The following is a 19,870-nucleotide window of genomic DNA, read 5'->3' as shown; positions in this document are numbered from 1 at the left end:
CTGTCGATGCCGTTGTCTGCGCGTATCTCGGTGCAGCGCTAGAAAACGGTAGACAGCTCGATGGGGCCGTCGATGTCGTCGTATGCCGTTTTCTAGTGCTGACGCGAGAGTGCCGGAGAGAGCACGAGCGTCGGGTTCTCTGCTGCGCTCTAGCGGTTTGGGTAGAGATGTGGATACAGCGCGATCACAGGTGGGCCAGCTTCTCCGGGTTCCGCACCGCGTAGACCGCGGTGACCAGGTCCGCGCCGTCGACCTCGGAGACCTCGATCAGGAACGCGGTGTCGACCGTGTCGCCGTCGCGCAGCAGGATCCCCGGCAGGCCGTTGAACACCCCGAACTCCGGTCCGGCACCCGGCAGCGGGTACCGGGTGAGCCCGACCAGCAGCCGGGCCACCCGCTCCCGGCCGTGCACCGGGCGGCGCGCCGCCGAGACCTTCCCGCCACCGTCGGCGACCGAGACCGCGTCCGGGGCCAGCAGCGCCGTGACCCCGGTCAGGTCGCCGCCGAGCGCCGCCCCGACGAACGCCTCCGCCACCCGTCGTGCCCGGTCCGGCGGGACGGTGAACCGCGGCCGGCGCGCCCGCACGTGCTCGCGGGCCCGGTGCGCGATCTGCCGGACGGTGCCCTCCGGCCGGCCGAGGGTCTCGGCGATCTCGGCGTGGTCGAGGCCGAACGCCTCCCGCAGCACGAACACCGCCCGCTCGTCGGGGGACAGCTTCTCCAGGACCAGCAGCATCGCCACCGTCACGTCGTCGGTGCGCAGGACCTGCTCGTCCGCACCCGCAGGGTCGGTGGGCAGCGGTTCGGGCAGCCACGGACCGGGATAGGTCTCCCGGGTCCTGGCGGTGCTGCGCAGCCGGTTCAGCGCCTGCCGGGTGACGATCCGGGCCAGATAGGCCCGGGGATTCTGCACCGTGTCGTGGTCGACGGCGGTCCAGCGCAGCCAGGTGTCCTGCAGGACGTCCTCGACGTCGGCGACGCTGCCGAGGATCTCGTAGGCCAGCCGGAACAGCAGCCCGCGGTGCCGGTGGAACGCGGCGAGCGGATCGTCGTCGGGCCCGGTCACGCCACCCGCCCCCGGATCGCGCGCAGCGTGTACCGGCAGACCTGCTCCTTCACGACGGCGCCGGCCCGCCCGCCGATCGCGAGCCGCCGCGGTGCGTCCCGGCGGTCGACCAGCTGGACCAGGCCCGCCCCGGGCCCGAGCGCGAGGCACTGTGCCTGGTAGCCGATCGACGCGACCGGTGCGGGCCGGCCGCGCAGGCCCGCCCGGACGGTCCGCGCCACCGCCGTGCCGAGCGGGATGGCCGCCTGGCAGCTCGCCCGGACGAAGCCGACCTCCGGGGGCGCGGCGACGGCGTCCCCGGCCCCGACGACGCGCGGGTCCCCGACGCTGGTCAGCGTCGCGTCCACGCGGAGGCGGCCGCTGTCGTCCACCGGGAGACCGCTGCGCCGCGCCAGGTCCGGGACGCCCGGCGCGGTCGCCCACACCACCACGTCCGCGCCGAGCCCCGCCGGGTCGCCGACGGCGGCGTGCTCCCGCAGGCCGATCCCCAGCTCGCGCAGCCGCGCCCGCACCCGCTCCTGGCCCGGCGCGCCCATCCCGGTGGCGACCTCGCCGTCGGTCACGAGTCGCACGACCAGGTCGGGGCGGGCGGCGGCCAGCTCCGTCGCCGTCTCGATCCCGGTCAGGCCGCCACCGACGACGGTCACGACCGCACCCGCGCCGAGCCCGGCGACGGCGTCGCGCAGCCGGGCCGCCGCCTCCAGGGTGTCCACCCGGTACCCCGCGCCGGCGGGCCCGGTCGCACCGCCGCTGCCCACCGCGTACACCAGGCGATCGAACCGCAGTTCGCCGCCGTCGTCGAGGGTCGCGACGCCGTCACCGATCCGGGTCACCCGGGCCGTCCGCGTCCGGACCCGCGGGTCGAGGACCCGGGACAGCGGCACCGTCGCCGGCCCGCTCCCGGCGACGAGCCGGTGCAGCCGGATCCGCTCGACGAACTCCTCCCGCGGGTCCACCACCGTCACCTCGGCCGCACCCGCCAGCTGGTTCGCCGCCGTCACACCGGCGTAGCCCGCCCCGACCACCAGCACCGCGTGTCCCATGACCGTCCCCTTCGCGCTCGTCGGACCGGCCGTACGGCCGGTCGGGGACGGGACACCGGCCGGACCCCCGCCCGTGACGCGCTGTGCGGGGCGTCACACCCGAGGTCCGTGCCAGGGTGGGTCGCATGAGCGGTGTGGCGGTGGTGACCGGGGCCGGATCGGGCATCGGCGAGGCGGTGGCGCGCGGGCTGCTCGACGCCGGATGGCGGGTCGCGCTCGCCGGGCGTCGCGCCGACCGGCTCGACGCCGTCGCGGCCGGCCATGCCGACGCCCTCGCCGTCGCCACCGACGTCGCCGACCCGGACTCCGTCGCCGCGCTGTTCGCGGCGGTCCGCGAGCGCTGGGGGCGGGTGGACCTGCTGGTCAACAACGCGGGCACGTTCGGGCCCGGTGGCACCGTCGACGAGATCGCCGTCGACGCCTGGCGGGACACCGTCGCGGTGAACCTGACCGGCTCGTTCCTGTGCGCCCGGGAGGCCTTCGCCGCGATGCGGGCCCAGGACCCGCAGGGCGGCCGGATCATCAACAACGGGTCGATCTCGGCGCACGTCCCGCGCCCGGGCAGCGCCGCCTACACCGCCACCAAGCACGCGATCACCGGGCTCACGAAGTCGCTGTCGCTCGACGGCCGGGAGTTCGGGATCGCCTGCGGGCAGATCGACATCGGCAACGCGGCGACCGACATGACCGCGGGCATCGCGACCGGGGCGAGGCAGGCCGACGGCACGACGCGGCCGGAGCCGACCTTCGACGTCGCACACGTCGCCGAGGCCGTGACCTACATGGCGGGCCTGCCGCTCGGGGCGAACGTCCAGTTCCTCACGATCGCCGCGACGGCGATGCCCTGGCTGGCCCGCGGCTGAGGCGTCTCGTAGTGAGACGCTGCACGACGCCCCGCCCGGGGACAATGCGGCGATGACCCGGACGATGCACGTCCTGCGACTCATCGTGCACGCTCGCTCGCGGCAGCCGGTCCTGCTGCTCGGCGAGGCCGGTGGGGACCGCTGCGTCCCGGTCTTCCTGCGCCCTCCGCAGGCCGAGGTGATCGCCGCGGGCCGCCGCGACGACGCCGCGACCGCCCTCACCCAGGACGTCCTGCTCCCGGTCGTCGCGGCGCTCGGCCGCACCCTGGACTCGGTGGAGATCAGCGACCTCACCGACGGCGTCTACTCCGCCGAGCTCGTGTTCGACGGCGGCACCCGGCTGGACGTGAAGCCGTCCGACGCGCTGGCGATCGCGGTCCGCGAAGGCCTGCCGATCGGCATGGCCGAGCACGTGCTCGAGGAGGTCGGCCAGCCGGTCGAGGACGTGCTCCCGCCGGAGTCCGAGGACGCGAGCGGGCTCGCCGCCCAGACCCGGGCGGCGACCGGCGGCGAGCCGTCCGATCCGCCGGAGCAGCAGATGCAGCAGTTCCGGGACTTCATCGACGAGGTCTCCCCGGACGACTTCAAGTAGGCCCGCTACGCGGCGGCCGCCGCGGTACCGAACTGGGTGTGGTGCAGCTCCGCGTAGCGCCCGTCCCGGGCCAGCAGCGTGGTGTGGTCACCGCGCTCGACGATCCGCCCGCGCTCCAGGACCAGGATCTCGTCGGCGTCCCGGACGGTGGACAGCCGGTGCGCGATCACGATCGCCGTCCGGCCCTCCAGCGCCTCGCCCAGCGCCGCCTGCACCGCCGCCTCGGACGTCGAGTCCAGGCTGGCGGTGGCCTCGTCCAGGACCACGATGCGCGGCCGGGCCAGCAGCACCCGGGCGATCGTCATCCGCTGCCGCTCGCCGCCGGAGAGCCGGTACCCCCGCTCGCCGACGACCGTGCCGAGCCCGTCCGGCAGCGAGGCGACCAGCTCCTCGAGCCGGGCCCGGCGCAGCGCGTCCCACAGCTGCGCGTCGGTGGCGTCCGGCGCCCCGATCCGCAGGTTCGCGGCGACCGTGTCGTGCAGCAGGTGCCCGTCCTGGGTCACGAAGCCGACGGCGCGGTGCACCGACTCGCCGGTCAGCCCGCGGACGTCGGCCCGGCCGATCCGGACGGCGCCGGAGCCGGTGTCGTAGAGCCGGGCCACCAGCTGCGCGACCGTGGACTTCCCGGCCCCGGACGACCCGACCAGCGCGACCATCCGCCCGGGCGGGACGGCGAAGGAGACGTCGTGCAGGACCTGCTCGCCGCCACGGGTGTCCAGCGTCGCGACCTCCTCCAGCGAGGCCAGCGAGACCTGGTCGGCGGTGGGGTAGGCGAACGAGACGTGGTCGAACGCGACGCCGACCGGACCGTCGGGCACGGGGCGCGCGCCGGGGGCGTCGGCGATCATCGGCTGCAGGTCGAGGACCTCGAAGACGCGCTCGAAGCTGACCAGCACGGTCATGATCTCGATCCGGGCGCCGGCCAGCGCCGTCAGCGGCTGGTAGAGTCGGGTCAGGAGCAGCGCGAGCGCGACGACGTCGCCTGCCGACAGCGCCCCGGACAGCGCGAGCCCGCCGCCGACGCCGTAGACCAGCGCCACGGCCAGCGACGACGCCAGGGTCAGCGCGGTCACGAAGATCCACTGCAGCATCGCCGAGCGGACCCCGATCGCCCGGACCCGGTCGGCCCGCTCGGCGAACTCCGCCGACTCCTGCGACGGCCGCCCGAACAGCGTGATCAGCGTGGCACCCGGTGCGGAGAAGCGCTCGGTCATCCGGGTGCTCATCGCGGCGTTGTGGTCGGCGGCCTCCCGCTCGAGGGCGGCCAGCCGGCGTCCCATCAGCCGGGCCGGGACCAGGAACACCGGCAGCAGCACCGCGGCGAGCAGGGTGACCTGCCAGGAGATGGTGACCATCGCGCCGAGCGTCAGCAGCAGGACGACCAGGTTCGACACGATCCCGGACAGCGTGTCGGAGAACGCCCGCTGCGCGCCGAGGACGTCGGAGTTCAGCCGGGACACCAGGGCCCCGGTGCGGGTGCGGGTGAAGAACGCGACCGGCATCCGCTGCACGTGGTCGAACACCGTCGTGCGCAGCTGGTGGATCAGGCCCTCGCCGAGGTTCGCCGACAGCCACCGGGTGACGAGGCCGAGCCCGGCCTCGGCGACGGCGGCGACCGCGATCAGCCCGGCGACGAGGGCCAGCACCGACAGCGCCTCGCCCCGGTTGATCGCGTCGGTCGCGCGCCCCGCCAGCAGCGGCGTGGCGACGGTCAGCGCCGCGCCCACCGTGCTCGCGACGAGGAACCAGCCCATCCGCCGCCGGTGCGGCCGGGCGAGGCGCACGATCCGGCGCAGGGTCTCGCCTGCCGGCCGGTTCTGCCGCCCCGGCTCGGAGCCGGCGTTGCGCATGGCCATGTAGATGCTCGCGTCCATGCGCCGGACGCTAGGACCTGGAGTTCACTTCAGGTCAAGAAGAAGAAGCCCCCGCGGGGACGGGCTCCTCGTTCAGGTCGGGGAGCGTCCACGGCCGGACGACGAGCACGAGCGAGAGACCCGCCAGCGCGACCGCCCCGAACATCGAGGCGCCCATCGCGGCCGCGTCGTTGCCGAGCAGGCCGACGACGGGCGACGTCGCCGCCCCGATGCCGAACTGCAGCGCGCCGAGCAGCGCCGCGGCGGTCCCGGCCGTCTCGCCGTGCCGGGCCAGTGCGAGTGCGGGCGCGTTCGGCATCACGAAGCCGCAGGCGAGCAGCAGGATCCACACCCCGGCCAGGACGGCGGGCAGGCCGCCGGTCCCGGTCGCCGTCAGCACGAGCAGGGCGATCCCGGCCAGCACGCCGGCGGCGATCCCGCCGGACAGCACCCGGCGCGGCTCCAGGTACCGCAGCAGCACCGGGTTCAGCTGGGTGCCGACGACGAGCCAGACCGCGCCGGCGCCGAACAGCAGCCCGAACGTCTGCTGGTCCACCCCGAACTGCTGCTGGAAGACGTACGACGCACCCGAGACGTAGCTGAACAGCGCGCCCATCGCGAGCCCCGCCACGAGCACGAGCCCGACGAACGTCCGGTCCCGCAGGAGCATCCCGTAGGTCCGCACCGTGCTGCCGAACCGGGCGGGACGACGGCGGGACACCGGCAGCGTCTCGGGCAGGCCCGCGGTCACCACCGCCAGCATGACCAGCCCGTACCCGGCGAGGAACAGGAACACCCCGCGCCAGGACACCCAGGTGAGCAGGCCAGCACCGAGGGTGGGGGCCAGCACCGGCGCCGCGCCCATCACGAGCATCAGCCGGGACAGCATGGTCGCCGCGGCTCGCCCGGTGAACAGGTCCCGGACGATCGTGAGCCCGACGACCGCCCCCGCCGAGGCGCCGACGCCCTGCAGCACCCGCAGCACGGTGAGCAGCTCGACCGTCGGTGCGACCGCGACCAGGGCCGAGGCGAGCACGTGCAGCGCCGTCCCGGCCAGCAGCGGCAGCCGGCGTCCGTAGGCGTCGGACAGCGGCCCGATCAGGATCTGGCCGAGTGCGAGCCCGGCGAGCGTGCCGGTCAGGGTCAGCTGGACCGTCGTCCCGGAGGCGGCCAGGTCCCGTCCGACCTCGGGCAGCGCGGGCAGGTAGGTGTCGATGGTCAGCGGGCCGAGTGCGATCAGCGCGCCCAGGATGAGCGCGAGCCGTACCCGGCTCGGTGTGATGACGCCAGCGCTCACCGGTCTCCCCCTCGTGTGGCCACGACACGGTGCAACCTCACGAGGGGTGACCGGGATTCCGTCCCGGACTCGTCGATCCGGTGAGCGGTGTCACGCGGACGGGGTCGCTCCTATGCCGCGCGCCGGTGGCTGCCGGCGATCTGCCGGGTGGCGACGCTGATCCGGTTCCAGGCGTTGATCGTCGCGACCGTGGTGACGAGCAGGGCCAGCGCGCGCTCGTCGAACACCGCGGCGGCCTCCTCCCAGACGTCGTCCGGAACGGCGTCGGCCCGGTCGGCCAGCCGGGTCATCTCCTCGGTCAGCGCGAGCGCGGCCCGCTCCTCGCGGGTGAACCAGGGCGCCTCCCGCCAGGCCAGGACCGAGAACAGCCGCTCGGTGCGCTCGCCGGACTCCAGTGCGTCGTGCGAGTGCATGTCGACGCAGAAGCCGCAGCCGTTGATCTGGCTCGCCCGTAGCCTGACGAGCTCCTGGACGGTGTGCGGGAGGACGTCGTCGTCGCGGGTGGAGCGTTCCAGCGCCGAGAGGGCGCGGTAACTGTCCGGGACGTGCGAGTAGGGCTTGGGCATACGCGGTTCCACGGTGATCCCCTTCGTCTCAGGTGGTCAGTGCGGCCCGGACGCGGTCGGCCGCACCCGGGGAGTGGCGGAGGACGTCGTCGCCGACGTCCGCGAGCGAGCGCGCCGCGAGCTCGCGGCGCCAGGCCAGCTCGGCCCGGCGCATGCTGAGCGAGAACGCGCACGAGCCGGAGTAGTCCGCGGCGGGGTCGCCGCCCGGTGCGGCGCCGAGGATCGAGGTGCAGCGGAACGCGTCCTCCGGACCCTCCAGGGCGACGACGACGTCGAGCAGCGACACCGCCTCGGGCGTGCGGACGAGCCGGAACCCGCCGCGCGGGCCGGGGACCGACTCGCACACCCCGGCCCGGACGAGCGCCTGCATCTGCTTGGTGAGGTAGGCGGGCGGCAGGTCGTAGAACGCCGCGAGCCGGGACCCGGGCACCGGCTCACCCGTCCACGCCAGGTTCAGGCAGCAGTGCAGTGCCCACTCGACGCCCTGGCTCATCCGCATGACCGGGACACTACATATCCCGGATATGCAATGTCCAGAATTACGGCGAGTGGTGATCCGAGCAGGTTCGATCGGCGCAACGAGCGTGCGGCCGGATGACGCACGGATCACCAGATGTGATCGTCAGCTCTCGGTACATGACGGCGCGATGACGCCGCGACCGATGAGGTAAGCGCGCGGTTACTTCTTCGCCGGATGTCTGGAAGTCCGGTTCGTGACGTCCCACGCTGGCCCGGCACCACCGCTCCCGACGAGAGGAACTCCCATGGACAAGCGTCGTGTCGCCGGACTGGCCGCCGCGGCCCTCGCCGCCCCGCTGGTGATGCTGGGCGTCACCGGCACGGCGAACGCCGCCGAGATCACCCCGATCGCCGAGTACGTCGACGACACCGTCGCCGACCTGTCGTCGACGGTCGGGGCCGTCGTCGACGCGCTGGGCTTCGAGGCCTGACGGCTCGTGAGTGGTTGTGGCGGTCAGGACCGCCACAACCACTCACGAGGGTCAGCCCGCCTCGACCTGCTCGGTCACCGACGCGGCCGGCGCGCTCGGCCCCGGTGCCCACGCCTCGTCGTCGAGCATCGGGCAGGCCAGCCAGTTCTCCGGGACCCCGAACGCGTCGACGAGGGTGCCGGCGTACGGACGCAGCTCGGCGCACAGCTCGTTGACCAGTGGCCGGACCGAACGGGACTCGGCGGCGGTGAGCCGGCCGGTCTCCAGGTACCAGGCCCGCTCCCGGTCGATCACCGAGAGCACGTGCAGGTCGTACACGCGCTCCAGCAGCGCCCGCACCGCCGGGTCCGTGACCGTCCCCAGCTTGTCGGCGAAGGACTGCTCCACGAGCGTGTCGACGTGCGCCCGGGCCGCGAGGAGCAGTAGGTCCTGCGCGGAGTTGAAGACGGCGAACTCGTCGTTGCCCTTCCGCAGCGCCGGGGCCAGGTTCCGGATGGCGGTGGCCAGGGTGTCGTCGCGGCGCACCCGGAGCAGCTCGCGGCGGCGCTCCCGGTCGGTCAGGTCGATCCCGCGGAACGGTAGCCGCCGGGTCAGCGACGCCGCACCGGTGTGCTCGGCGAGCACCCCGGCCAGCTGGCGCCCCAGCAGCGGTGCGATCTCGAGCGGGTTCCCCTTCTTGATCGTCCGGCCGTAGTCGGAGAGCAGCTCCTTGGCCAGCAGCTGAAGCAGCACCGTGTTGTCACCCTCGAAGGTGGTGAACACGTCGGTGTCCGCCTTCAGGGCGGGCAGCAGGTTCTCCTCCAGGTAGCCCGCGCCACCGCAGGCCTCGCGGCAGGTCTGGATGGTGTGCGTGGCGTGCCAGGTCGCGATCGCCTTGATCCCGGCCGCGGACTGCTCCAGGGTCCGCTGCTCGCGGGCGCCGACCGGGCTCGCGCCGGGCGCCTGGATGTCGTGCATCCGCTTCACCAGGTCGTCCTGGGTGAAGTGCAGCGCGAACGTCGTCGCCAGGGCCGGCAGTAGCTTCCGCTGGTGGGCGAGGTAGTCGAGGACGGCGATCTCCTCGCCGGTGGCCGGGTTCGCGAACTGGCGCCGGCGCTCACCGAACCGCACGGCGAGGGTGAGCGCCTTCTGCGCCGCACCGCCGGCACCGCCGGCGACCGAGATCCGGCCGCGGACGAGCGTGCCGAGCATGGTGAAGAACCGGGCGGTCTCGTTCCCGATCGACGACGAGTACGTCCCGTCCTCGGCGACGTCGCCGAACCGGTTGAGCAGGTTCTCGCGCGGGATCCGGACCCCGTCGAAGCTCAGCCGCCCGTTGTCGACGCCGTTCAGGCCCGCCTTGCGGCCGTCGTCGCCGATGGTGACGCCGGGCAGCGCGTTGCCGTCGGCGTCGCGCAGCGGGACCAGGAACGCGTGCACGCCGGGCTTCTCGTCGCCCGTGACCAGCTGCGCGAAGACGACCGCCATGCGGCCGTCGCGCGCCGCGTTGCCGATGTACTCCTTGCGTGCCTGCGGGTAGGGCGTGTCGACGACGAACTCCCGGGTGTCCCGGTCGTAGGTCGCCGTGGTGTGCAGGTGCTGCACGTCCGAGCCGTGGCCGGTCTCGGTCATCGCGAAGCAGCCCAGCAGCTCGCCCTCGATGATCGCGCGCAGGTACCGCTCGTGGTGTCGCTCGGTGCCCAGCACCTGCACCGCGCCGCCGAAGAGCCCCCACTGCACGCCGGCCTTGACCAGCAGTGACAGGTCGCCGTACGCGAGCATCGCGAACGCGGTCACGACGCCGCCGACGTCGCCCTCGCCGCCGACGGCCGGGTCGAACCCGGTGTGCGGGCGGCCCGACGAGGTCAGGAACTTGAGCGCGTCGGTGATGTGCGCGCGGTACTCGGCCGAGGAGAGGTCCGGGTCGGCACGCATGTCGCCGCTCGCGGCGAGCTGCGCCCGGGTCTCCTCGCGGACCTGCGCCCACCGCCCGTCGACGACGGTGCGCAGCGTGCCGGCCGGGATCCGGTCCGGTGCGGGGATGGCGCTCCGGGTCATTGCTGAACCTCCTGCACGTGCGATGCCAGGCCGGAGAGTCCGGACCAGGCCAGGTCGGTGAGGTGTGCGGTGAGTCGTTCGCGGGTGGTGCCGTCCGGGCGGGCCAGCCAGTCGTCGGCCGCGCCGCGGACGAGCCCGACGATCGCGTGCCCCCAGAACCGGGCGGCCGCGTGCCCGTCGGAGCCCTCGGTGCGCAGGTTGTCACCGATCACCACGGCGATCTCGTCGCCGATCACCGTCACCAGGTCGTTCACCGGATCGGGGGTCTCGGTGTCGGCGCTGCGCCGGTTGCCGTTGCCCTGGACGAGCAGTGGCCGATGGACGACGAACCGGTAGAGCTCGGGGTCGATCTCGATGAGGCACAGGTACGCGTCGACGCCGGCGGCGACCGCGGCCCGCGAGCCGAGCCGGTCGTCGGACAGCGCCTCGCCCGTGGCGCGCCGCACCTCGGCGAGCAGTACTCCGGCCACCGACTCGCAGATCGCGGTGTACAGGCCTGCCCGGTCGCCGAAGTGCCGGTAGATCACGGTCTTGCTGGTGCCGGCCGCGGCGGCGATCTCGTCCATGCCGATGCCCGCGCCGGTCCGGCGGATGGCGGCGATGGCGGACCCGACGAGCTGGGCGCGCCGCTCCTCGCGATGCGCGTCCCACCTGCTGTCCCGCTTGTCCCGTGCCATCTTCACGGAACCCATAGTACCGTGTACCTTGAGTACCGGCTACCCGGTGGTGGCGACGACTACCACTACCACCAGGAAGGACGACCCCCATGCCAGCCAGCCCCCGGCGCGCCGCCGTCATCGGCGGCAACCGGATCCCGTTCGCCCGCGCCAACGGCGCCTACGCGAGCGCCTCGAACCTCGACATGCTCACCACGACGCTGGACGGCCTGGTGGCCCGCTTCGGGCTGGCCGGCGAGCGGCTCGGCGAGGTCGTGGCGGGTGCGGTCCTCAAGCACTCGCGCGACTTCAACCTCACCCGCGAGGCCGTCCTCGGGTCCCGCCTGAACCCGGCGACCGCCGCGTACGACGTCCAGCAGGCCTGCGGCACCGGCCTCGAGGCGACGATCGCCGTCGCGAACAAGATCGCCCTCGGGCAGATCGACTCCGGCGTCGCCGGCGGGGTGGACACCGCGTCCGACGCCCCGATCGCCCTCAACGACGACCTGCGCCGGATCCTGGTCAAGGTCAACGCCGCGAAGTCGGCGGCGGACCGGATCAAGCTCGTCGGGCAGCTGCGGCCGGGGCAGATCGTCCCGGACATCCCGGAGAATTCCGAGCCGCGCACCGGCCTGTCGATGGGCGAGCACGCGGCCCGCGCCGCGCTCGAGTGGGGCATCGGCCGCACCGAGCAGGACGAGCTCACCGTGCGCAGCCACACGAACCTGGCCGCCGCCTACGACCGGGGGTTCTTCGACGACCTCGTCACCCCGTACCTGAAGCTGACCCGCGACGACAACCTGCGGCCCGGCTCCTCGGTGGAGAAGCTCGCGAAGCTCAAGCCGGTCTTCGGCAAGGGCAGCCCGGACGCGACGATGACGGCCGGCAACTCCACCCCGCTGACCGACGGCTCCGCGCTGGTGCTCCTCGGGTCCGACGAGTGGGCCGCCGAGCACCGGCTGCCGGTACTGGCCCACGTCGTCGACGCCGAGACGGCGGGCGTCGACTACGTGCACGGCCCGGACGGCCTGCTCACCGCGCCGGTGTTCGCCGTCCCGCGGCTGCTGGCCCGCAACGGCCTGTCCCTGCAGGACTTCGACCTCTACGAGATCCACGAGGCGTTCGCCTCGGTGGTCCAGGTCCAGCGCAAGGCCTGGGAGGACGCCCGGTTCTGCAAGGAGCGGCTCGGGCTCGACGCCCCGCTCGGCGCGGTCGACGACGCGAAGCTCAACGTCGCGGGCTCCTCGCTCGCGGCCGGGCACCCGTTCGCCGCGACCGGCGGCCGGATCGTCGCGACCCTGGCGAAGCTCCTGCGGGAGAAGGCCGACACCGAGAAGAAGGACCAGCGCGGACTCATCTCGATCTGCGCCGCGGGCGGCCAGGGCGTCGTCGCGATCCTGGAGGCGAAGAAGGCATGAGCAACGATCTCCTGGCGACCCTGTCGAACACCCCGATCGCCAAGCAGCTGGGGCTGCCCACGGTGCCGACCCTGCGCCGGCACCGCCCGGGCGACCCGCTGCTGGCCGGGCCGGTGCTCGTCACGTCCGTCGGAGCCGGCCGGTTCGCGGAGCCGGTCGCCGCGTTCGTGGAGGAGAACGGGCAGCAGGCCGTCACCGAGCCCGGGGACGAGAAGCTGCACGGCGTCGTCGTCGACCTGTCGGGGGCGACCACGCTCGCCGACCTCGCGGCGGCCCAGCAGCTCCTCACCCCGGCGGTGCGGAAGCTCGGCCCGTCCGGCCGGCTGCTGCTGATCGGTGCCGAGCCGGGCGAGGCGACCGGAGCCGAGGCGGCGGCCGTCGCGCAGTCGCTCGACGGGCTCGTCCGCTCGATCGGCAAGGAGCTCCGGTCCGGCGCCACGGCCAACCTGATCGTGGCGGGCGCGGCCGCGTCGCCCGCGGCGGTCGACTCGTCGGTGCGGTTCTTCCTCTCCGCCCGCTCGGCCTACGTCGACGGCCAGGTCGTGCACGTCGGCGAGCAGGTCGGCACCCCGCGGGAGCCGGCCGAGGTCGACGACCCGCGCGCCGAGGAGCAGCCGCTCGCCGGGCGGATCGCCGTCGTCACCGGGGCCGCCCGGGGCATCGGCGCGGCCATCGCCGACACCCTCGCCCGGGACGGCGCGCGGATCGTCGCCGTCGACGTCCCGGCGGCCGGGGAGGGCCTCGCCCGGACCGCGAACCGCACCGGCGGCACGGCACTGCAGCTCGACATCACCGCCGCCGACGCGGCCGACCGGCTGCTCTCGCACCTGGCCGACCGGCACGGCGGCGTCGACCTCGTCGTGCACAACGCGGGCATCACCCGCGACAAGCTGCTCGCGAACATGACCTCCGACCGCTGGAACCCGGTGCTCGGGGTCAACCTGGGCGCCCAGCTGACGATCAACGAGGCGCTGCTGGCGCCGGGCTCCCCGCTGCACGAGTCGGGCCGCGTCGTCTGTGTGTCGTCGCAGTCGGGCATCGCGGGCAACCGGGGCCAGACCAACTACGCCGCCTCCAAGGCCGGCGTGATCGGGATGGTCCACGCGCTCGCCCCACGGTTCGCCGAGCGCGGCGCGACGATCAACGCCGTCGCACCCGGGTTCATCGAGACCGACATGACGGCGAAGATGCCCGTCGCCACCCGTGAGGGCGGCCGCCGCATCAACTCGCTCAAGCAGGGCGGGCTGCCGGTCGACGTCGCCGAGGCCATCGGCTGGTTCGGCCGGGCCGAGTCCGGCGGGCTGAACGGCCAGGTCGTGCGGGTCTGCGGCCAGTCGATGCTGGGGGCCTGAGATGACCGTCTCCCCGACGACGGCAGGGACCGGCCGGACGGTCACCGAGCTCTCCGGCCCGCCCGCCCTCGGCCCGCTCTACGCCTCGGCCGCCGCCGGGGCGGTGCTGCCGGGTGGCGGTGGCGGTGAGCTCCCCGCACGGGAGATCGTCCGGCGCGGGATCACGGTGGACCCCGGGCACCTCGCCGACTACGCCCGCGTCTGCGGGTTCCGGGTCGGCGACGCCCTCCCCGTCACCTACCCGCACATGCTGACCTTCCCGCTGCAGGTCGTGCTGATGGCCGAGCGGTCGTTCCCGCTCGCCCTGCCCGGGATGGTGCACGTCGCCAACCGGATCACGGTGCACCGGGCGGTCGCGCCGTCGGAGACCCTCGACGTCCGGGTGTACGCCGACCGGTTCACCGCGCACGCCAAGGGCGCCCAGGTGGACCTGATCGGCGTCGTCTCCGCGGGCGGCGAGGTCGTCTGGGAGGGGCGCAGCACCTACCTGGCCCGCGGGGCGAAGGCCCCCGCGGGAGCTGCGGGCGAGGACATCGCCGAGCCGGCCGCCCCGACCGGCACCGCGAGCGCGCTGTGGCGGATCCCGGGCGACACCGGACGCCGGTACGCCGCCGTCTCCGGCGACGTGAACCCGATCCACCTGCACCCGCTCACCGCGAAGGCCATGGGCTTCCCGAGAGCGATCGCGCACGGCATGTGGACGGCCGCGCACGCCGCCGCGTCGCTGGAGGGCCGGATCTCCGACGCGTGCACCTACGACGTCGTCTTCCGCAAGCCGGTGCTGCTCCCTGCGACGGCCGAGCTCGTCACCGAGCGGGACGCGAACGGCGCGTGGGGACTCGCGGTCCGCAGCGCGAAGAAGGCGGAAAAGCTGCACCTGATCGGCCGGATCTCCGGGTAGGCAGGACACGACCCGGCCGGGTGGGCAGGTACCGCTCCCCCGGTCGGGTGGTTCTGGATCGGTCCATGAGCCGGTTCAGCAACGTCACCCCGGTGACGGACGTCCATCTCTATGCCCACCATTCGTCACCTGACACCCGCGAGGAGGCCACGATGAACGAGGACGGCACCACCACCGAGACTGACGAGCAGCACGACGACGAGACGCACATCGTCCGCGGACTCGACTGAGGCGGAACCACGCAGTACCGGTAGCTCGCCCGGCGGCGGTGGAACCCACCGTGGGCACGGGCCTGCACGGGGTGCGCGCAGAACCTCGATCAGGAGCTGCGCCGCCCGGACCGTGCGCCCGCCCCGGGCCGGCCCCTCTAGGGTCGGGCCATGCTGGTCGAGCGCATGCGCCCGTTCACCTCCACGATCTTCACCGAGATCTCCCGCCTCGCGGTCGAGACCGGTGCGATCAACCTCGGTCAGGGTTTCCCCGACACCGACGGCCCCGCCTCCCTGCTCGCCGACGCCGCCGCGAACATCACCGAGCGCGGCGCCAACCAGTACCCGCCCGGCCCGGGCGTCCCGGCACTCCGGCAGGCGGTCGCCGACCACCAGCGCCGCTTCCACGGCCTCGACGTCGACCCGGCCGACGTCGTCGTCACCACCGGGGCCACCGAGGCGATCGCCTCGACGCTGCTCGGGTTGTGCGAGCCGGGTGACGAGGTCGTCGCGTTCGAGCCGACCTACGACTCCTACGCCGCGTCCGTCGCGCTGGCGGGCGCCAGGCTGCGCCCGGTCCCGCTCCGGCCCCCGCACTTCGGGTTCGACGACGACGAGCTCGCCGCCGCCTTCTCCGACCGCACGAGGGTCGTGCTGGTCAACACCCCGCACAACCCGACCGGCACCGTGTTCACCGCCGAGCAGCTGACCCGGATCGGGGAGCTCGCCGTCGCGCACGACGCCGTGATCGTCACCGACGAGGTCTACGAGCACATGACCTTCGACGGCGCCCGGCACGTCCCGATGGCGTCGCTGCCCGGCCTCGCCGACCGCACCCTGACGATCTCCTCGGCCGGGAAGACGTTCTCCGTCACCGGCTGGAAGGTCGGCTGGGTGCACGGCCCGCCCGGGCTGGTCGCCGCGCCGCGGGCGGTCAAGCAGTTCCTGACCTTCCACGGCGGCGCGCCGCTGCAGCCGGCCGTCGCGGACGCGCTGGCGCTCGGCGACGACTTCTATGTCTCGATCGGTACCGAGCTGACCCGCAAGCGGGACCTGCTCTCGGCGGGGCTGGCCGATGCCGGGTTCGACGTCCTCACCCCGCAGGGCACCTACTTCGTCGTCGCCGACCCGACCCCGCTCGGCTACGACGACGGCGTCGACCTCGCCTGGAAGCTGCCCGAGCTGTGCGGGGTCGCGGCCGTCCCGGTCTCGGTGTTCTGCCAGTCCGAGGCGGGCGCGGCGGCGACCCGGCCGCTCGTGCGGTTCGCGTTCTGCAAGCGCGAGGAGGTGCTCACCGAGGCCGTCGCCCGGCTCGCCACGCTGAAGGAGGCCCGCTCGTGAGTTCCCGCCACGTCGGCGTCGTGATCGCCGCTCCGCCGGAGACCGTGTACGCCTGGGTGCGCGACCCCCGGAACCTGCCGCGCTGGGCGGCCGGCGTCGGCGACCGGGTCGAGGAGCGCGACGGGCGCTGGATCGTCCCGGGCGGCCCGCTGGGGGAGGTCGAGTTCCGGTTCGTGCCGGAGAACGACTGGGGCGTGCTCGACCACGAGGTGGTCCTGCCGTCGGGCGAGGTCGCCCACAACCCGCTGCGGGTCGCACCGCACCCGGACGGCTCGGAGATCGTCTTCAGTGTGCGGCGCGCCCCGTCGGCGACGGACGCGGACGTCGAGCGGGACGTCGCCGCCGTCGTCGCGGACCTGGAGCGGCTGCGCGACCTGCTGGAGGTCACGCCCCCGCCCGGACCGACCACCTGACCGGCCCCGGATGGAGATCGACGACGACCGCTCACCCTTTCGGCCTAGAATCCGCGGCCATGACGAATGAGCGGCCGACCCGGCCCGGACGCCCCGTCGTCGGCCTGTCGGTGCGGGCGCTGATCGCGCTCGTCGTCGTCACGGCGAACGTCGGTGGCGCCGCCGTCGTGCTGGTGATCGCGGCGTTCGTGCTGCCCCGCGAGCAGCTGCTCGACGCCGCCGGCATCCGTCTGGTGAACCTGGCCGTGCTCGGCGGCTACCTGCTGGTCGCGATCCCGATCGGGATCTTCTTCGGCCGCCGCGCGCTGACCGTGCGCCGGCGGGCGTCGGACCCGGAACGCACCGAACGACGGCTGGTGCTGCACGGCCCCGCCCGGATCACCTCGGCGATCGCGCTGCTGTGGTTCCTCGCCGCCGTGCTGTTCTGCCTGCTCAACCTGCAGTACTCGGGGCGGCTCGCATTCTCGGTGACGTCGGCGGTCGCGATCGGTGGCGTGACCACCTGCGCGCTGTCGTTCCTGCTCGTCGAGCGGATGCTGCGCCGTGCGGCGGCCCGGGTGCTGTCCGGGCGCCCGCCGCGGCGGCGCCGGCTCGTCACCGGCGTGATGCTGCGGTCGGTCGGGTTCTGGGCGCTGGGGACCGCGGTCCCGCTGGCCGGTGTGATGCTCGCCGGCCTGGTCGCGCTCGTGTTCGGGGACGCCTCGCCGACCCAGCTGGCCGTCACGATGCTGGCGCTGGGCGGGACCGCCATCGGCACCGGGCTGCTGACGACGATCGGTGCGGCCCGCGCCATCGCCGACCCGGTCCTCACCGTCCGGCGGGCGCTCGCCCGGGTGCAGGACGGCGACCTCGACGTCCGCGTCCCCGTCTACGACAACACCGAGCTCGGCCAGCTCCAGGCCGGCGCCAACCAGATGGTGGAGGGCCTGCGGGAGCGCGAGCGGATCCGCGACCTGTTCGGCAGGCACGTTGGCCGCGACGTCGCCGAGGCCGCCGCCGCGACCGACGGCGGGGTCCGTCTCGGCGGCGAGGTCCGGCCGGTCGCGGTGCTGTTCGTCGATCTCGTCGGATCGACGAGCATGGCCGCGCGGCGCCCGCCCGAGGAGGTCGTCGCCCTGCTCAACCGGTTCTTCGGCGTGGTCGTCGAGTGCGTGGAGAGCTCCGGCGGGTGGATCAACAAGTTCGAGGGCGACGCCGCGCTGGCCATCTTCGGGGCGCCGATCGACCTGGACGACGCCCCCGGCGCCGCGCTGGCCGCGGCCCGCTGCCTGAGCGACCGGCTCGCCGACGAGATGCCCGACGTTGAGGCGGGGATCGGTGTCTCCGCCGGCGATGCCGTCGCGGGCAACCTGGGCGACCCGCGCCGCTACGAGTACACGGTGATCGGCGACCCGGTGAACGAGGCCGCCCGGCTGACGGAGCTGGCCAAGTCGGTCCCGGGCCGGGTCGCGGCGTCGTCCCGCGCGATCGACGCGACCGGCGCCGAGGCGCGCCGGTGGCGCTCGGTGGAGACGGTGACCCTGCGCGGGCGGGACGAGCCGACCGGGATCTGGGTGCCCGTCGAGCACACCGAGGCCCCGCAGGAGGAGCCGGTGCCCGCCGGCGACACGGACTGACCGGCCGCCGTGCCCCTGCCCGACCGGAACGGTCATGCGTGACTGGACCCGTCGAGTCGGGCACGATGCCGCCATGAGCAGCGCTGCCTCGGGCTTCAGCGACCAGACCACCGCCGCGATCACTCGGGCCCGCCGGCACTCGGTGGGCGACCTGCTGCACCGCACGGCGATCCGCTACCCGGACAAGCTCGCCGTCGTCGACGGGGAGACCCGCTGGACGTTCACCGAGTTCGACGCGGCGGTGAACCGCTGCGCCGCCGCGCTCACCGAGCAGGGCCTCACGAAGGGCGACCGGCTCGCGCTGCTGTCGCACAACTGCCACCAGTTCGCCGTCCTGGTGTTCGCCACCGCCCGGCTCGGCGTCGTGCTCGTCCCGATCAACTTCATGCTGAACGCGGAGGAGATCGCCTTCATCCTCGACCACTCCGGGGCCAGGGCGTTCGTCGTCGAGGACGCGCTCGCGGCCACCGCGGAGAAGGCGCTCGCGCAGGCCGCGGAGCCGGCGTCGGTGCGGGCCTGGATCGGGCTGTCCGGCCAGGTGGCGACCGGGGAGTGGGTGGACCTCGACTCGTGGATCGACGGGGAGGGCGACCCGGGCCAGCCCGACGTCCACGTCGGCGACGACGACCCGCTTCGCCTGATGTACACCTCGGGTACCGAGTCCCGGCCCAAGGGCGTCATGCTGCCCAGCCGGTCGCTGATCACCCAGTACGTGTCCTGCGTGGTCGACGGCGGCATGGAGCACGGCGACGTCGAGCTGCACTCGCTGCCGCTCTACCACTGCGCGCAGCTGGACTGCTTCCTGTCGGTCGACGTCTACCTGGGCGCGACCAGCATCATCCTGCCCGCGCCGGACCCGGCCCGGCTGCTCGAGACGATCGAGCGGGAGCGGGTCACCAAGCTGTTCTGCCCGCCGACGGTGTGGATCTCGCTGCTGCGGCACCCCGACTTCGACTCCCGCGACCTGTCCAGCCTGCGCAAGGGCTACTACGGTGCCGCGGCGATGCCTGTCGAGGTGCTGCACGAGCTGTCCCGGCGGCTGCCCGACGTGCGGCTGTGGAACTTCTACGGCCAGACCGAGATGTCGCCGCTGGCCACGATCCTGCGCCCGGAGGAGCAGCTGGAGCGGGCCGGGTCGGCGGTCCGGGCGTCGCTGAACGCCGAGACCCGCGTCGTCGGCGAGGACGGCGAGGAGCTGCCGGTCGGTGAGGTCGGCGAGATCGTGCACCGGTCCCCGCACGCCGCCCTGGGCTACTACGGCGACGAGGCCAAGACCGCCGAGGCGTTCGCGGGCGGCTGGTTCCACTCCGGCGACCTCGGCGTGATGGACGCCGAGGGGTACCTGAGCGTCGTCGACCGCAAGAAGGACATGATCAAGACCGGTGGGGAGAACGTCGCCTCCCGGGAGGTGGAGGAGGCGCTCTACCTGCTCGACGGCGTCGCCGAGGTGGCGGTCTTCGGGGTCTCCCACCCGCACTGGATCGAGGCGGTGACCGCGGTCGTCGTGCCGAAGGAGGGCGTGACCCTCACCGAGGACCAGGTGAACGCGCACGCCCGGGAGAAGCTCGCCGGCTACAAGCGACCCAAGTACGTCGTGTTCGCCGACGGGCTGCCCAAGAACCCCAGCGGGAAGATCCTCAAGCGGGAGCTGCGGACGGCGCACGGGGATCTGGGCGCTGCGCGCTCGTGAGTGGTTG

General features: G+C 73.8%; 19 protein-coding genes. 11 read left to right on the top strand and 8 right to left on the bottom strand.

Going from position 1 to position 19,870, the window contains the following annotated elements; translation table 11 throughout:
• Positions 1 to 184: 184 nt before the first annotated feature.
• Together sigJ and Ae150APs1_RS15240 are read right to left on the bottom strand one after the other, a co-directional pair.
• Positions 185 to 1,066: an RNA polymerase sigma factor SigJ gene (sigJ, locus tag Ae150APs1_RS15245; protein WP_075298347.1), complete on the bottom strand. Its 882-nt coding sequence runs from the start codon at positions 1,064 to 1,066 to the stop codon at positions 185 to 187.
• Entirely contained in the window at positions 1,063 to 2,109 is a 1,047-nt protein-coding gene (locus tag Ae150APs1_RS15240) for an FAD-dependent oxidoreductase (protein ID WP_075298344.1), read from the bottom strand. The genes sigJ and Ae150APs1_RS15240 overlap by 4 nt, the downstream gene beginning before the upstream one ends.
• A gap of 125 nt (positions 2,110 to 2,234) precedes the next feature.
• On the opposite strand from Ae150APs1_RS15240, the gene Ae150APs1_RS15235 reads away from it, so the two are divergent.
• Both Ae150APs1_RS15235 and Ae150APs1_RS15230 read left to right on the top strand, forming a co-directional pair.
• Positions 2,235 to 2,972 carry an SDR family oxidoreductase gene (locus Ae150APs1_RS15235; RefSeq protein WP_075298342.1) on the top strand — a complete coding sequence of 246 codons (738 nt, stop codon included), beginning with the start codon at positions 2,235 to 2,237 and terminating at the stop codon, positions 2,970 to 2,972.
• 52 nt (positions 2,973 to 3,024) lie between these two features.
• The gene (locus Ae150APs1_RS15230) at positions 3,025 to 3,564 is read left to right on the top strand and encodes a bifunctional nuclease family protein (protein WP_010243631.1); all 540 of its coding nucleotides are present in this window, start codon (positions 3,025 to 3,027) and stop codon (positions 3,562 to 3,564) included.
• A gap of 5 nt (positions 3,565 to 3,569) precedes the next feature.
• On the opposite strand, the gene Ae150APs1_RS15225 is transcribed toward Ae150APs1_RS15230, so the two are convergent.
• From Ae150APs1_RS15225 to Ae150APs1_RS15210, 4 genes are all read right to left on the bottom strand, one after another.
• On the bottom strand, positions 3,570 to 5,420 hold the full coding sequence (locus Ae150APs1_RS15225; protein WP_249266561.1) for an ABC transporter ATP-binding protein: 1,851 nt from the start codon (positions 5,418 to 5,420) through the stop codon (positions 3,570 to 3,572).
• Positions 5,421 to 5,472: 52 nt separating this feature from the next.
• Complete coding sequence (locus Ae150APs1_RS15220) at positions 5,473 to 6,714, bottom strand: multidrug effflux MFS transporter (protein ID WP_083680147.1); 1,242 nt, start codon at positions 6,712 to 6,714, stop codon at positions 5,473 to 5,475.
• Positions 6,715 to 6,824: 110 nt separating this feature from the next.
• On the bottom strand, positions 6,825 to 7,280 hold the full coding sequence (locus Ae150APs1_RS15215; protein ID WP_170918091.1) for a carboxymuconolactone decarboxylase family protein: 456 nt from the start codon (positions 7,278 to 7,280) through the stop codon (positions 6,825 to 6,827).
• A 28-nt stretch (positions 7,281 to 7,308) separates the two neighbouring features.
• Positions 7,309 to 7,779 (bottom strand): Rrf2 family transcriptional regulator, encoded by a 471-nt coding sequence (locus Ae150APs1_RS15210; RefSeq protein WP_075298334.1) that lies wholly within the window; start codon positions 7,777 to 7,779, stop codon positions 7,309 to 7,311.
• A 265-nt stretch (positions 7,780 to 8,044) separates the two neighbouring features.
• Between Ae150APs1_RS15210 and Ae150APs1_RS15205 the strand changes: the two genes are divergently transcribed.
• A complete protein-coding gene (locus tag Ae150APs1_RS15205) occupies positions 8,045 to 8,230 on the top strand; it encodes a hypothetical protein (RefSeq protein ID WP_010243626.1) in 186 nt (61 codons plus the stop codon).
• Between the two features lie 51 nt (positions 8,231 to 8,281).
• On the opposite strand, the gene Ae150APs1_RS15200 is transcribed toward Ae150APs1_RS15205, so the two are convergent.
• Together Ae150APs1_RS15200 and Ae150APs1_RS15195 are read right to left on the bottom strand one after the other, a co-directional pair.
• Positions 8,282 to 10,267 carry an acyl-CoA dehydrogenase gene (locus Ae150APs1_RS15200; RefSeq protein WP_075298332.1) on the bottom strand — a complete coding sequence of 662 codons (1,986 nt, stop codon included), beginning with the start codon at positions 10,265 to 10,267 and terminating at the stop codon, positions 8,282 to 8,284.
• Positions 10,264 to 10,944: a TetR family transcriptional regulator gene (locus Ae150APs1_RS15195; protein ID WP_249266560.1), complete on the bottom strand. Its 681-nt coding sequence runs from the start codon at positions 10,942 to 10,944 to the stop codon at positions 10,264 to 10,266. Before Ae150APs1_RS15195 ends, Ae150APs1_RS15200 begins: the two co-directional genes overlap by 4 nt.
• 89 nt (positions 10,945 to 11,033) lie before the next feature.
• Between Ae150APs1_RS15195 and Ae150APs1_RS15190 the strand changes: the two genes are divergently transcribed.
• The 8 genes from Ae150APs1_RS15190 to Ae150APs1_RS15155 all read left to right on the top strand — a co-directional run bounded on the left by Ae150APs1_RS15190 (position 11,034) and on the right by Ae150APs1_RS15155 (position 19,863).
• Positions 11,034 to 12,341: an acetyl-CoA C-acetyltransferase gene (locus Ae150APs1_RS15190; RefSeq protein ID WP_075298326.1), complete on the top strand. Its 1,308-nt coding sequence runs from the start codon at positions 11,034 to 11,036 to the stop codon at positions 12,339 to 12,341.
• Positions 12,338 to 13,693: a 3-oxoacyl-ACP reductase gene (locus Ae150APs1_RS15185; protein WP_075298323.1), complete on the top strand. Its 1,356-nt coding sequence runs from the start codon at positions 12,338 to 12,340 to the stop codon at positions 13,691 to 13,693. The genes Ae150APs1_RS15190 and Ae150APs1_RS15185 overlap by 4 nt, the downstream gene beginning before the upstream one ends.
• A gap of 1 nt (position 13,694) precedes the next feature.
• Complete coding sequence (locus tag Ae150APs1_RS15180; protein ID WP_075298320.1) at positions 13,695 to 14,594, top strand: MaoC/PaaZ C-terminal domain-containing protein; 900 nt, start codon at positions 13,695 to 13,697, stop codon at positions 14,592 to 14,594.
• Positions 14,595 to 14,659: 65 nt separating this feature from the next.
• Positions 14,660 to 14,824 (top strand): hypothetical protein, encoded by a 165-nt coding sequence (locus Ae150APs1_RS32090; RefSeq protein ID WP_010243620.1) that lies wholly within the window; start codon positions 14,660 to 14,662, stop codon positions 14,822 to 14,824.
• 150 nt (positions 14,825 to 14,974) lie between these two features.
• Positions 14,975 to 16,144: a pyridoxal phosphate-dependent aminotransferase gene (locus Ae150APs1_RS15170; protein ID WP_075298314.1), complete on the top strand. Its 1,170-nt coding sequence runs from the start codon at positions 14,975 to 14,977 to the stop codon at positions 16,142 to 16,144.
• Positions 16,141 to 16,557, top strand: coding sequence for an SRPBCC family protein (locus Ae150APs1_RS15165; RefSeq protein WP_010243618.1), 417 nt, complete (start codon positions 16,141 to 16,143; stop codon positions 16,555 to 16,557). Before Ae150APs1_RS15170 ends, Ae150APs1_RS15165 begins: the two co-directional genes overlap by 4 nt.
• Positions 16,558 to 16,616: 59 nt before the next feature.
• Entirely contained in the window at positions 16,617 to 18,173 is a 1,557-nt protein-coding gene (locus Ae150APs1_RS15160) for an adenylate/guanylate cyclase domain-containing protein (protein WP_075298311.1), read from the top strand.
• A 73-nt stretch (positions 18,174 to 18,246) separates the two neighbouring features.
• On the top strand, positions 18,247 to 19,863 hold the full coding sequence (locus Ae150APs1_RS15155) for an acyl-CoA synthetase (protein ID WP_075298308.1): 1,617 nt from the start codon (positions 18,247 to 18,249) through the stop codon (positions 19,861 to 19,863).
• Positions 19,864 to 19,870 lie beyond the last annotated feature (7 nt).

Origin of the sequence: Pseudonocardia sp. Ae150A_Ps1 (assembly GCF_001932315.1) — a bacterium.
Taxonomy (GTDB): Bacteria; Actinomycetota; Actinomycetes; order Mycobacteriales; family Pseudonocardiaceae; genus Pseudonocardia.
The sequence above is the reverse complement of the archived record's forward strand: the minus strand, read 5'-3'. Positions and strand labels throughout refer to the sequence as shown.